The sequence below is a fragment of the Mycobacterium sp. genome, from assembly GCF_046330795.1.
Lineage (GTDB): Bacteria > Actinomycetota > Actinomycetes > Mycobacteriales > Mycobacteriaceae > Mycobacterium.
In genome coordinates, this window is the sequence record NZ_JAXLSA010000004.1 from 58,412 (window position 1) to 70,866 (window position 12,455).

Consider the following 12,455-nt stretch of genomic DNA (forward strand, 5'->3'; position numbering starts at 1 on the left):
TGGCGGGTTTCACCCGTACTTCTCCGCCAAAACGTGCGTTTCGGCGTGGTTGGGGGGCGGTCACAGGTGGCGGCCCCCGGTGACCTCGAGGACCGTGCCCGTCATGTACGAGGACAGATCCGACGCCAGGAACAGCGCCACGTTGGCCACCTCGTCGGGCTCGCCGGCGCGGCCCATGGGCACCTCGGCGACCTTGGAATCCCAGATCCGTTGCGGCATCGCCTCGGTCATCGCGGACCGGATGAGACCGGGCTGAATGGCATTGACCCGCACCCCGAGATGGGCGAGTTCCTTGGAGGCGGCCTTGGTCATGCCGACGATGCCGGCCTTGGCCGCCGAGTAGTTCGTCTGCCCGATCATGCCGACCTTGCCCGAGATCGACGACATGTTCACGATCGCGCCGCTCTGCTGTTCGCGCATGATCGCCGCGGCCGCGCGCAGCCCGTTCCAGGTGCCCTTCAGGTGCACGGCGATCACCTGGTCGAACTGGTCCTCGGTCATCTTGCGCATGGTGGCGTCGCGGGTGATGCCGGCGTTGTTCACCATGATGTCCAGGCCGCCGAATTTCTGGATCGCCGCGGCCACCAGACCGTCGACCGATTCCGCCGAGGTGACGTCGCACTGATGCGCCAGGGCCACCTCCGAGCCCCCCAACGAAGCGGCCGCCGCGTCGGTGGCCTCCAGATTCAGATCGCCCAGCACCACGCGGGCACCTTCGGCGACGAACCGCTGGGCGATCGCCAATCCGAGGCCCTGGGCCCCACCCGTCACGACCGCCGTGCGGCCCGCCAACAACGTCACCGTCAATCCCCTACCTTCGAGAACAGTCCGCTAGGTTTCACATATCATATTTCATATATGATCTACAGCCAATACCGGGTCCCCGACGCCGAGGAGTGCCGATCTTGACCACCACCGCAACGCCCGAAGTCAGCGACGACGACTTTGCCGAGATCCTCAATCAGACAAGGCAATTCGTCCGCAGCGTGGTCGTCCCACGGGAGAACGAGATCCTGGCCGAGGACCGGGTCCCCGACGACATCCGCGACCAGGCGATGAAGATGGGCCTGTTCGGCTACGCCATCCCGCAGGAGTGGGGCGGCCTGGGATTGAACCTGGCCCAGGATGTCGAGCTGGCGATGGAGCTGGGCTACACGTCGTTGGCGCTGCGCTCGATGTTCGGCACCAACAACGGCATCGCCGGGCAGGTGCTGGTCGGCTTCGGCACCGACGAGCAGAAGTCCCGCTGGCTGGAGGGCATCGCGTCGGGCGAGGTGGTGGCGTCGTTCGCACTGACCGAACCGGGGGCCGGGTCCAATCCGTCGGGGCTGAAGGCCCGAGCCGTGCGTGATGGCGGCGACTGGGTGATCAACGGCCAGAAGCGATTCATCACCAACGCACCGACCGCAAACCTGTTCGTGGTGTTCGCCCGTACCCGCCCGGCCGACGACAAGGGCGCCGGGATCGCGGTCTTCCTGGTGCCGGCCGACGCACCCGGCGTGGAGGTGGGCGTCAAGGACAAGAAGATGGGCCAGGAGGGTGCCTGGACCGCCGACGTCAGCTTCACCGACGTTCGCGTTCCCGACAGCGCGCTCGTCGGCGGCAGCGAGGATCACGGTTACCGGGCCGCGATGACGTCGCTGGCCCGCGGCCGGGTGCACATCGCCGCACTGGCCGTCGGCGCCGCGCAACGCGCCCTCGACGAATCGGTCGCCTACGCTGCCACCGCCACCCAGGGCGGCACGCCGATCGGCGATTTCCAGTTGGTCCAGGCGATGATCGCCGACCAGCAGACCGGTGTGCTGGCCGGCCGCGCCCTGGTCCGTGACACCGCCCGCAAGTGGGTGGCCGGCGAGGACCGTCGCATCGCCCCGTCGGCGGCCAAGCTGTTCTGCACCGAGATGGCCGGTCAGGTCGCCGACCTGGCGGTCCAGATCCACGGCGGCACCGGCTACATGCGCGAGGTCCCCGTGGAACGGATCTACCGCGAGGTCCGACTGCTGCGCCTGTACGAGGGCACCAGCGAGATCCAGCGGCTGATCATCGGCGGCGGCCTGGTGAAGGCGGCCCAGCGCGGCCAGTGACCCCGCGGGCTACTATCGACGGCGTTACTGTGACGTCGACGATAGGAGCCCCATGACCGACCGACTGGCCGGCAGGGTCGCGTTCATCACGGGCGCTGCCCGCGGACAGGGGCGCGCGCACGCCGTCAAGATGGCCGACGAGGGCGCCGACATCATCGCCATCGACATCTGCGGACCGCTGCCATCGTGCGTGCCCTACAACTCCGCCACCCGCGAGGACCTCGACGAGACCGTCCGCCTGGTCGAGAAGACCGGTCAGCGCATCCGGGCCAGCGTCGCCGACACCCGCGACCTGGCCGCGGTGCAAAAGGCCGTCGACGACGGCGTCGCCGAATTCGGCCGGCTGGACATCATCGTCGCCAACGCCGGCGTCACCGCGCCACAGCCGTGGAACCAGATCTCGACGCAGGACTTCCGCGACGTGCTCGACATCAACGTGACCGGAACCTGGAACGCCGCGGTCGCGGGCGCCCAGCACATCATCGACGGCGGACGCGGCGGCTCGATCATCCTGATCAGTTCGGCCGCCGGAATCAGCATGCAGCCGTTCATGATCCACTACACCGCCAGCAAGCATGCGGTCACCGGCATGGCGCGGGCGTTCGCCGCAGAGCTGGGCCCGCACTCGATCCGGGTCAACAGCGTGCACCCCGGACCGGTGGCCACCGACATGGGCACCGGCGACATGCTGGGCGCGTTGCAGCGGGCGGGCGAGACGAACACCCAACTGGCGCACATGGGCACGCCGATGATGCCGCCGTACGTGTCGATGCCCGAGGACATCGCCGACACGGTCTGCTGGCTGGCCACCGACGAGTCGAAATGCATCACGGCGTCGGCGATCTCGGTCGACAACGGGTCCTCGCAGTACTGATCGCATGAACATGCGCGCCGATCCGGCGTTCGCCGAGACCCTGTCGGCCGCACTGGCCGGCTACGGGCCCCGGCAGTGCATCGAGTTCGAGGGCGCTTGGCACACCGGCGAGCAGGTCACCGGTTACATCGACGCGATCAATCACGCACTGCGCGGTCTCGGCCCGGCCGAGCCGGTGGCCCTGGTGGTCCGCAACCGCGTGCCGCATGCCGCGGCCATCCTCGGGTCCATCGCCGCCGGGCGTCCGGTCTCGATGGTCTACTCCTACCAGTCACCGCAGGCCATCGCCCGCGATATCGAATCCATCGCTCCCGCAGCGGTTATCGCCGATCCTCAGGACTGGTCGCCCGAACTCGACGCCAGCGTGCGCAGCGTGGGCGCAGCGGGCATCACGCTCGGCGCCGACGGGCCCTCGGTGGCCACCCAACGTACCGCCGGGCCGGTCGACGCGGGCGCCGGGCTGGACATCCTGAGCAGCGGCACCACCGGCGCACCCAAGCGGGTGCACATCCCGACCGCGGTGCTGGCGCACACCGTGCTCAGCATGACACTGGGCAATCCCCCGTCGCCGGACGATCCGCCCGCGCTGGTTTCCTGGCCGTTCGGCAGTGTCGGGGTGTGCCAGTTGCTGGCCGGCGCGTATTCCGGCCAGCGGATCGTGCTGCTGGAGAAGTTCACCGTCGAGCACTGGGTTGGCGCCGTGCGTGAGCACCGGATCCGCACTGCCGGAACACAACCCACGATCCTGCGGATGCTGCTGGCCGCCGAAGTCCCCCGGGACCAGCTGGCGTCGCTGGAGTACCTCACCGGCGGCGGCGGGCCGCTGGAGCCCGAACTCCAGGCGCGGTTCGAGGACCGCTACGGGATTCCGCTCCTGTGGGGTTACGGGGCAACCGAATTCGCCGGTACCGTGTGCAGCTGGACCCCCGCGTTACGGGACCGGTTCGGCCCCCGGCCCGGGACCGTGGGCCGGCCCCTGCCCGGGGTCCGGGTCCGGATCGTCGACCCGGACAGTGGCGCCGAGGTCGGCACCGGCGAACACGGCCTGTTGTCCGCCCGGGTCGAAGTCCTTGGCCCACAATGGCTCACCACCACCGACCTGGCCTCGGTCGACGGCGACGGCATCATCTCCATCCACGGCCGCGCCGACGGCGCGATCAACCGCGGCGGGTTCAAGATCCTGCCCGAGCGGGTCCGGGCTGCGCTCCTGAAGCACCCGGCGGTGCACGATGCGAGTGTGGTCGCCGTTCCCGACGACCGGCTGGGGCAGGTACCGTTCGCCGCCGTGGAACTGTTGCCCGGCCGCACCACCACCGAGGATGAGCTGAAAGACGCAGTGCGCGCCGAACTTCCCGCGCAATCGGTCCCCGTAGCGATCGCCGTGCTCGACGAACTACCCCGCAATGCGGCGATGAAGGTCCGCCTCGACGCGGTGCGCGCGCTCTACCCGAACACCTTGCGCAGGAACGCCACCTGATCGCCGGAGGCCCGGTCGAACCAGTCCAGACCGGGCCAGGCGTCGAAGTGATCACACGGATAGTGGTGGACCCACCCGCGGCCGTACTCAGCGGTCCGCGCGACCGCGTCGGGGGGCACATAGTTGTCGAAGTCGGCGATCTGCACCAGTAGCCTGGCGCGCAGGCGCTTGGCGTACGCCTTGGTCCTGATCTTCATCAGTTCCTGGCCCACCGCGGCGTCCACCTCGTTGCGCCAGGTCGGACCCGCGATCGCGTGGTAGTTCTCATAGGCACCCGCCAGGGTCAGCCCGCCCGGTTCCCCCGGCCGCGCCACCACGGGCATCAGCACGGGCGTGCGGCCACGCGCCACCGCCACGCGGCTGACGACGCCGTCGACGGTGGCCCGGCCCGCCGCGGACAGCCGGTACTGCCCGAGTATTCCGCGCGCGGTGGCGACCGCGTCCGTCAGCGGCGTCATCGCGATCACCGCCCTGACGTCGTCACGATCGGCAGCGACCCGGATGACGTGGCCGCCGGACAGCGATACACCCCACAGCACGATCGCGTTCGGGTCGACACCGGGCAATCGTTTGGCCGCCGCGATGGCGGACTCATAGTCCTGCAGCTGCCGTTCGATCGAAATGCTTTGCCGTGGAACACCTTCCGAACTCCCGAAGCCACGGTAGTCAAAGGCCAGCACGTCGAATCCGGCTGCGGCGAACCGCTGGGCGAACGGTTCCAGCCCGGAGTCCTTGGTGCCGGCGAAGCCGTGCGCCATCACCACGACAGGCCGTGGCCCGGGAGCCGTCGCGGCGAAATGCCAGGCGCTGCAGCGCACTCCGTCGGATTCGAACGTGACGTCGCGGCGGCTCATCCGGCGCGCCTGACGCCGGCGGGGATCTCCTTGGCCCGGAGGTCGTGTTCGTAGTAGAAGTAGTCCACCTGCTGGGTGTGGCGGGGCCGGTCGACACAATGGCCGGCGTGCAACTGCTGGTCGGCGTCGATGATCCGTTCCATCTCGGCCACCGGCGGCAGCGCGTAGCGCCCCACGGCGTAGGCCGCGAGCAGCCGGGCCTGACATTCGACGAACGGGAACAGCGTCGGAATCGCCTGGGCGAAACCGATGAACACCAGGTTGTCGATACCCGGGTAGAACATCCGCTTGTAGAGCCGGATCTGGTTGTCCGGGGCGCTGATGAAGTCCGGGTCGAAGAACGGGAAGGTGATGTTGTATCCGGTCGCGTAGACGATGGCGTCGAAGACGCCGCTGGTGCCGTCCTCGAAATGCACGGTGTCACCGTCGAGCCTGGCCACATTGGGCTTGGGGGCGATGTCGCCGGATGCCAGCCGCAACGGCAGCTCCACCGACTGGGTCGGATGCGCCTCGAACAGTTTGTGATTGGCCGGCGGCAGACCATAGCTGGTGGGATCGGTGCCCAGATAGGGGGCGATGAACTGGACGGCCTTGCGCTGCCACGACAACGGAATGTGGGGCGAGGTCTTGAACAACTTGTCGCCGGGCTGCCCCGCGATGAACTTCGGGACGATCCACGCGCTGGACCGCGTCGAGAGGGTGACGCTGTTCTGCAGCGTCTTCGACGACAGTTCGACGGTGATATCGGCCGCGCTATTGCCGATGCCGACCACCAGGATCCGTTTCCCGGTGAGTTCCAGCGGGGTGTGCGGGTCGACGTAATGGTGCGAGTGCATCACCTCACCGGTGAAAGTGCCCGGGAAGTCCGCCATCCGGGCGTCCCAGTGATGTCCGTTGCCCACCACCAGCAGGTCGAACTCCCGCACGGCGCCGGCCTGATCCTCGATCTCCCAACCCGCGCCCATGCGGCGGGCGCGCACCACACCGTTGTTGAACTCGATGTTCTCCAGCAGATCGAAGGCGTCGGCGTAGTCGTCGAGGTAGCGCTTGATGTCGGAGTGGTGCGGGAACGCCGGGAAGTCGGCCGGGATGGGAAAGTCCTTGAAGGACAACCGATGTTTGGACGTGTCGATGTGCAGCGACCGGTAGGCGCTGCTGAGTCCGTTGGGGTTGCCGAACGCCCAGTTGCCGCCGATCCGGTCGGACAGTTCGAAGGTGGTGTACGGAACGCCGTAGTCGCGCAACATCTTCCCGGCGGTCAGGCCGCTGATGCCGGCACCGATGATCGCGGTGCGTGGGCGTGCGAGGGTCATCGGGCCTCCTGACGCTCGAGTGCCTGGGCAGCGCGCTGCCGTCCGACGAACTGGATCGCCATCCGGTTCATCACTCCGGGCGCGTAGCGCGCCAGCAGCCAGCCGGCCCGGGCCCGACGCGGCGCCACCAGAATGGCCTTGTTGCGTCCGATGGCCCGCATGGTGTCGGCGGCCAGTCGGTCGGCATCGTAGAAGTCCTTGCTGCGCTGTCCCATTCGGTAGAAATCGCGCCCGTTGATCCCGGTGATGAGCCCCTTGTCCAGGATGGGCGTCTCCACCGCGGCCGGGCAGACGGCGAGCACACCGACCTGGTGTGCGGCGGCCTCCGAACGCAGCGCGAGGGACAGACCGACGACCGCGTGCTTGGACATCACGTAGCTGGTGATCTGGCCGGCGGCCGCCAGGCCGGCCATCGATGCGGTGTTGACGATGAATCCACCACCCTGCCGGATCATCTGCGGGTAGGCGGCGACGATGCCGTGCACCACACCGCGGATGTTGACGTCGATGATCGAATTCCAGTGCGCGAGAGTCAGATTCTCGGTGTCGGCGGCCCAGGTGATCCCCGCGTTGTTGAACATCAGGTCGAGCCGGCCGGTCCGTTCGACGACGCCGTCGACGGCGGCCTGAACGGAGGCGGCGTCCGTCACGTCGACGCACGCGGCCCGCGCAGTGGCGCCCAGTGTCGAGGCGGTCCGCTCGGCCGCATCGCCGTCGACGTCGGTGCACAGCACGTGCGCACCCCGGGCGGCCAGCGCACGGCACAGGGCAGCGCCGATGCCCGAACCCGCGCCGGTGACCACGGCGTGCTTTCCGGCCAGGCCGCTTTTCACTGCTGCGCCATCCGTTCCACGTGACCGAGCACGTCCGGGTAGCGCTTGAGGTGGGCGCCGCCGTTGAGATCGACGACCTCGCCGGTCATCCAGGTGGCCTTGTCCGAGCACACGAACAGGACCGCGTCGGCAACGTCCTGCGCGGTGCCCACCCGTCCGAGTGGGGTGTTCTCGACGTAGTCCTCCAGCACACCGGGCGCCAGCGTCACCAACTCGGTCAACGGCGTCTGCACGAACCCCGGCGACACCGCGTTGACCCGGATGTTGCGGGGCGCGAATTCCAGAGCGGCCACCTGGGTGAGCATCGCCAGGCCCGCCTTGGCCGCGCAGTAGGCGCTCATCCCGGGTGCGGCCAGCCGCGCATTCAGCGACGTGATCGACACCAGCGAACCACCGTCGCGCAGGTGGCGGCCGGCATGCTTCATCACCAGGAACGCACCTGTCAGGCAGCAGTCGATCAGGGCGCGGAACCGCTCCACCTCGAGGTCGACGATGCGCCCGAAGTCGCCGAACCCGGCGGTGTTGACGACGATGTCCACCGGACCGGCCCGGTCGAACAGCGCCGCGACGGTGTCCTCGTCGGTGACGTCAACGGTCGCCGCCGTGGCCATGTCCCCCAGCTCCGCGGCCACGGCGGCTGCTCCGTCAGCGTTCCGGTCGGCAACAACGACGCGGTAGCCCTGCTCGGCCAGGCCCACGACGACCGCCCGGCCGATCCCCGACGCTCCCCCGACCACCACCGCAACACGTTCGGACACCGCTGACTCCCATCAGTAATCGATGGGCCAACTGTAAGCGATTCGGCAGCCTGCCTGTCGGGAATGCCCGAACCGGTCAGAGGCTGATCTCGCCGCGCTCAGCGGCCAGCGCGATATCGGAGCGAAAATGGCTGCCCGGCAAGCGAATCGATGCCGCGGTGCCATAGGCGGCGGCCCGCGCAGCCGCCAGGTCCGGACCGGTGCCGACCACCGAGAGCACCCGGCCGCCGGTGGACACCACGGATCCGTCGTCGCGACGGGCGGTGCCGGCGTGCAGCACCCCGGGCGCCTCCGACCCGGTGATGACGTCGCCGGTCCGCGGCTTGCCCGGGTAGTTCTCCGCGGCGATGACGACGGTGACGGCGGCGCCCGGTTGCCAGCGCAACGGATCGGCCTGCGCCAGGGTGCCGGTGGCCGCGGCGTTGAGCAATCCGCCGAGCGGGGTGTCCAGCAGGGCGAGCACCGCCTGGGTCTCCGGATCACCGAACCGGCAGTTGAACTCCACCACCGACGGCCCCGCTGAGGTGATCGCCAGGCCCGCGTAGAGCAACCCGGAGAACGAGCTGCCGCGCCGAACCATCTCGGCGGCAACAGGTTTGACGATCTCGTCGACGATGGCGGTGGTGATCTCGTCGGACAGCCAGGGCAGTGGCGCATAGGCGCCCATGCCCCCGGTGTTGGGCCCGGTGTCCCCGTCCCCGACGCGCTTGAAGTCCTGCGCGGGCAGCAGCGGCACCACCGTCTCACCGTCGACGACGCAGAACAGTGACACCTCGGGGCCGTCCAGGAACGATTCCAGCAGCACCGGATGACCGGTCTCGAGCAGTTCGGCGGCGTGCGCCCGGGCTGCGTCGCGGTCGGTGGTGACCACCACCCCCTTGCCGGCGGCCAGGCCGTCGTCCTTGACCACCCAGGCGCGCTGGCCGGCGGGCGGGCCGAAGCGGTCCAGTGCGGCGTCGAGATGCGCGGGATTGTCGACGGTCTCGCTGGTGGCGGTGCGGACCCCCGCGGCGGCCATCACGTCCTTGGCGAAGGCTTTCGAGCCCTCGATGCGGGCGGCGTCCTTCGACGGCCCGAAGCAGGCGATGCCCGCGGCCCGCAGGGCGTCGGCCACGCCGAGCACCAGGGGCACCTCCGGGCCGATCACCACCAGATCGGCGGCGAACTGCCGGGCCAGCGCGACGACGGCCGGACCGGAGGTGACGTCGACGTCGTGTTGTTCGGCAATCGATGCCGTGCCGGCGTTGCCCGGGGCGACGGCCAGCGCCTCGACGGCGTCATCGCGCCGCAACGCGAGCAACAGGGCATGTTCACGGGCACCGGAGCCGATCACGAGGACGCGCACGGGGAAACCCTATCGGACCTGCAACGGACCGGTGATCAACGGGAAGTACCCAGGACGTAGTGACCGTCGTCGGGGTGGTGGTACCAACCGCCCGCCGCGGCAGTGCCGCCGTCGACGTGCAGCGTCTGCCCGGTGACGTAGGAACTCAGGTCACTGGCGAGGAACACGGCGGCACCGGCCATTTCGTCGACATTGCCGGGTCGGCCCAGGGGAACCATGTTGCTGGCGCTCTGCCCGCCACTGGGCGACAGTCGGGCCAGCGCCTCGGTGAGGGTGAAGTCAGGGGCCAGTGCGTTGACCCGGATCCCGTGCGGTGCGAGTTCGAGGGCGGATGTCTTGGTGTAGTTCAGGACACCGGCCTTGGCCGCCGCATAGGCCGCGTACCCGGGCGCGGCGCGGGTGCCCTCGATGGAACTGACGTTGATGATGCTGCCGCCGGTCCCGGCGGCCACCATCGCGCGGGCCACCCGCTGGGTGCACAGCAGAACCTGGGTCAGGTTGGACCGGATCAGCGCGTCCCAGCCGTTGGCCGAGGTGTCGAGCAGGTCCGAATGGAACGTTCCGCCGGCGTTGTTCACCAGGATCGACGGCGTGCCGAGTTCCTCGATCGTTCGGGCGAGTGCGGCGTCGACCTGCTCGGCGTCCCGGACGTCGAGCACGCATTCGAGTGCGCCGATATCCCGGGCCGCCGATGCCGCGGACTGCGGATCCTTCTCCCAGATCGCCACGCGGGCACCGAATTCCGCGAAGCCCGCCGCGATGCCGCGACCGATGCCCGCACCGCCGCCGGTCACCACCGCCACGCGGCCGTCGAGGGCTACCGCGTCGCGCACCAGGACCATCGGCTAGTCGATCTCGTCGAGCGAGGTTCCGGAGTGCATCTTCAGCGCCGCGTTGACGTTCGCCCTGCGATCCTCGCCCTGTCCCTTGGCCGCCGCCTTCTTCCGGCGGTTCACCACGGTGTCGACGGCCCCGTTGAGCGCGGACCCGAGGGGGAAACCCAGGTACTGGGTGAGGAAGACGGCCATGTCCTTGAGTTCGGTATCGGTGAGTTCACCGTTGAGCAGGGCCGCGTTGATCTGGATCTCCGCCAGGTCCTGCCGGCCGACCGCCGTCACACACGCCAGTGTCATGATGCGTTTCTCCCGCATCGACAGGCTCGAATCGCTCCAGACCGTGCCGAAGAGGTGATCAACCGTCAGGTCGAAATACGGATCGCCCTTGATATCGGGCATCTCCCAGCCGTAGACCTCGTTCATCTTCGCGAGGCCCTTCTTGCGCAGCTCTTCGTTCGACACGATCGTCACTCCTTCGGACTCGTCGACTCGGTATGCGGGACACCCAGACCGGCCGCCAGATCCCGGATGGCGACCTCGGCCAGGGGAAGATCGACGCCGACGGACTCGCCGAGTTCCAGTGCCAGGCCCAGATCCTTCTCGCCCAGGCCACGGGTGTGCATGAACATGTTGTACAGGAAGTTGTCCCCCGCGAGGACGTTCATGTCCTCGCGGACCATGATGGCGCCCGGGCCGCCCGATTGCGCATCGGAGTGCCGCACCACCCGGCCCAGCTTCTGCAGATCCAGCCCGACGGCCTCGGCGAGGCGCATCGCCTCGTTGGCCGCGGCGAAGCCGACGAACGTCAACATGTTGCGCGCCAGCTTCATTCGGGTTCCCGCCCCGGGTTCACCGGCGCGCACCACCATCGACGCCCACTTCTTGAACACCGGCTTGATGCTCTCGTAGGCGTCGTCATCCGCACCGACCATGACGGCGAGCTCGCCCTTGTCGGCCGCACCCGCGCCGCCGCTGACCGGGGCATCGACGACGTGAATCCCCTGGGGCCGCAGTTGTTCTGCCAGCTCGGCCGCGGTCTGGGCGCCGATGGTCGAGTGGATGGCGATGACGGTGCCGGGCCGGGCGTTCGCGGCCAGTTCGGCCACCACCTCGCGGACCTGCTCGTCGTTGAGCACGGTCACGCTGATGACGTCTGCGGCGGCCACCTCGGCCACACTCGCGGCGGCGGTGGCACCGGCTTCGACGAACGGCGTCATGGCGTCGGCGCGCACATCGAACACGATCAGCCCGCCGGGCCAGTCCACCAGTCGCTTCGCCATGGGCGCGCCCTGATTGCCCAGGCCGATGTATCCCAGCTTCATGACCGGATGATCTGTCCGCCGTCGACGTTGAAGATCTGGCCGGTGATCCACGACGCCTCGTCCGACAGCAGGAACAGGCACATGCCGACCAGATCCTCGGGGGTTCCCATGCGGGACAACGGAAGTCCCTTGACGATGTCGGCCACGATCTCCTGCGGGGTGGTGGTGCGGTTGGCCTCGGTGTCGATCGGGCCCGGCGCGATCGCGTTGATCCGGATGTTCTGACCCCCGAGTTCGCGGGACAGCTGCTGGGTCAGGCCGTTGATCCCGGTCTTGGCCAGGCCGTAGAAGTTGGAGTACAACCAGGCCGCGGTCGAGGACTGGTTGACGATCGCACCGCCGCCACCCTTGGCCATCTTCTTGTACACCGCACGGGTGCACCACAGTGCGCCGTCGAGGTTGACGCTCATGAACTTTCGGTAGTACTCGGGGTCGACGGTGACCAGGAAGTCCAGCTTCATCCCGCCGAAGATCGCGGCGTTGTTCACCAGGTGGTCGATGCGGCCGAACTCCGCCAGCGTCTGGTCGGCCATCGCCTTGGCCGAGTCGGGATCGGACACGTCGACCGCGACCGCGAGCGCCCTGCCGCCCTCACCCTTGATCCCGTCGGCGACCTTCTGCGCGCCGTCCAGGTTGATGTCGGCGATCACCACGGCGGCACCCTCACGGGCCAGTGCCTCGGCGTAGGCCTGCCCGATGCCGCCGCCGGCACCGGTGACGATGCTGACCTTGTCCTCGAATCTGTTCGTCATGTCTCTC

The 12,455-nt window shown here is 68.7% G+C and carries 13 protein-coding genes; 3 read left to right on the forward strand and 10 right to left on the reverse strand.

What is annotated here, in order from left to right:
• Window positions 1–60 precede the first annotated feature (60 nt).
• On the reverse strand, window positions 61–801 hold the full coding sequence (fabG, locus tag U0R18_RS14835; RefSeq protein ID WP_526369673.1) for a 3-oxoacyl-ACP reductase FabG: 741 nt from the start codon (window positions 799–801) through the stop codon (window positions 61–63).
• A 104-nt stretch (window positions 802–905) separates the two neighbouring features.
• On the opposite strand from fabG, the gene U0R18_RS14840 reads away from it, so the two are divergent.
• From U0R18_RS14840 to U0R18_RS14850, 3 genes are read left to right on the forward strand one after another with little or no spacing between them, the layout of a single operon-like run.
• Complete coding sequence (locus tag U0R18_RS14840; RefSeq protein ID WP_526369675.1) at window positions 906–2,084, forward strand: acyl-CoA dehydrogenase family protein; 1,179 nt, start codon at window positions 906–908, stop codon at window positions 2,082–2,084.
• Between the two features lie 52 nt (window positions 2,085–2,136).
• Window positions 2,137–2,958, forward strand: a complete 822-nt coding sequence (locus U0R18_RS14845) for a mycofactocin-coupled SDR family oxidoreductase (protein ID WP_526369677.1) — start codon at window positions 2,137–2,139, stop codon at window positions 2,956–2,958.
• Window positions 2,959–2,962: 4 nt separating this feature from the next.
• Complete coding sequence (locus tag U0R18_RS14850) at window positions 2,963–4,435, forward strand: class I adenylate-forming enzyme family protein (protein WP_526369679.1); 1,473 nt, start codon at window positions 2,963–2,965, stop codon at window positions 4,433–4,435.
• Here U0R18_RS14850 and U0R18_RS14855 read toward each other — a convergent pair.
• The 9 genes from U0R18_RS14855 to U0R18_RS14895 all read right to left on the reverse strand — a co-directional run bounded on the left by U0R18_RS14855 (window position 4,402) and on the right by U0R18_RS14895 (window position 12,448).
• Window positions 4,402–5,289 carry an alpha/beta hydrolase gene (locus tag U0R18_RS14855; protein ID WP_526369681.1) on the reverse strand — a complete coding sequence of 296 codons (888 nt, stop codon included), beginning with the start codon at window positions 5,287–5,289 and terminating at the stop codon, window positions 4,402–4,404. The genes U0R18_RS14850 and U0R18_RS14855 overlap by 34 nt on opposite strands.
• Window positions 5,286–6,602 carry a flavin-containing monooxygenase gene (locus tag U0R18_RS14860; protein ID WP_526369683.1) on the reverse strand — a complete coding sequence of 439 codons (1,317 nt, stop codon included), beginning with the start codon at window positions 6,600–6,602 and terminating at the stop codon, window positions 5,286–5,288. Before U0R18_RS14860 ends, U0R18_RS14855 begins: the two co-directional genes overlap by 4 nt.
• Window positions 6,599–7,435 (reverse strand): SDR family NAD(P)-dependent oxidoreductase, encoded by an 837-nt coding sequence (locus U0R18_RS14865; protein ID WP_526369685.1) that lies wholly within the window; start codon window positions 7,433–7,435, stop codon window positions 6,599–6,601. Before U0R18_RS14865 ends, U0R18_RS14860 begins: the two co-directional genes overlap by 4 nt.
• Entirely contained in the window at window positions 7,432–8,193 is a 762-nt protein-coding gene (locus tag U0R18_RS14870) for an SDR family NAD(P)-dependent oxidoreductase (protein WP_526369687.1), read from the reverse strand. Before U0R18_RS14870 ends, U0R18_RS14865 begins: the two co-directional genes overlap by 4 nt.
• Window positions 8,194–8,269: 76 nt before the next feature.
• Window positions 8,270–9,538: a phosphoribosylamine--glycine ligase gene (gene purD, locus U0R18_RS14875; protein ID WP_526369689.1), complete on the reverse strand. Its 1,269-nt coding sequence runs from the start codon at window positions 9,536–9,538 to the stop codon at window positions 8,270–8,272.
• Between the two features lie 35 nt (window positions 9,539–9,573).
• Window positions 9,574–10,380 (reverse strand): SDR family NAD(P)-dependent oxidoreductase, encoded by an 807-nt coding sequence (locus U0R18_RS14880; protein ID WP_526369691.1) that lies wholly within the window; start codon window positions 10,378–10,380, stop codon window positions 9,574–9,576.
• A 3-nt stretch (window positions 10,381–10,383) separates the two neighbouring features.
• Entirely contained in the window at window positions 10,384–10,797 is a 414-nt protein-coding gene (locus U0R18_RS14885) for a carboxymuconolactone decarboxylase family protein (protein ID WP_526370393.1), read from the reverse strand.
• A 44-nt stretch (window positions 10,798–10,841) separates the two neighbouring features.
• Entirely contained in the window at window positions 10,842–11,696 is an 855-nt protein-coding gene (locus U0R18_RS14890) for an NAD(P)-dependent oxidoreductase (protein WP_526369693.1), read from the reverse strand.
• The gene (locus U0R18_RS14895; protein WP_526369695.1) at window positions 11,693–12,448 is read right to left on the reverse strand and encodes an SDR family oxidoreductase; all 756 of its coding nucleotides are present in this window, start codon (window positions 12,446–12,448) and stop codon (window positions 11,693–11,695) included. Before U0R18_RS14895 ends, U0R18_RS14890 begins: the two co-directional genes overlap by 4 nt.
• Window positions 12,449–12,455: the final 7 nt, after the last annotated feature.

Bases quoted from the DNA above. Each gene is read 5' to 3' on its own strand.
- U0R18_RS14855 (WP_526369681.1), bottom strand. From the start codon at position 5,289: ATGAGCCGCCGCGACGTCACGTTCGAATCCGACGGAGTGCGCTGCAGC.
- U0R18_RS14845 (WP_526369677.1), top strand. From the start codon at position 2,137: ATGACCGACCGACTGGCCGGCAGGGTCGCGTTCATCACGGGCGCTGCC.
- U0R18_RS14890 (WP_526369693.1), bottom strand. From the start codon at position 11,696: ATGAAGCTGGGATACATCGGCCTGGGCAATCAGGGCGCGCCCATGGCG.
- U0R18_RS14850 (WP_526369679.1), top strand. From the start codon at position 2,963: ATGAACATGCGCGCCGATCCGGCGTTCGCCGAGACCCTGTCGGCCGCA.
- U0R18_RS14885 (WP_526370393.1), bottom strand. From the start codon at position 10,797: ATGAACGAGGTCTACGGCTGGGAGATGCCCGATATCAAGGGCGATCCG.
- U0R18_RS14860 (WP_526369683.1), bottom strand. From the start codon at position 6,602: ATGACCCTCGCACGCCCACGCACCGCGATCATCGGTGCCGGCATCAGC.
- U0R18_RS14880 (WP_526369691.1), bottom strand. From the start codon at position 10,380: ATGGTCCTGGTGCGCGACGCGGTAGCCCTCGACGGCCGCGTGGCGGTG.
- U0R18_RS14895 (WP_526369695.1), bottom strand. From the start codon at position 12,448: ATGACGAACAGATTCGAGGACAAGGTCAGCATCGTCACCGGTGCCGGC.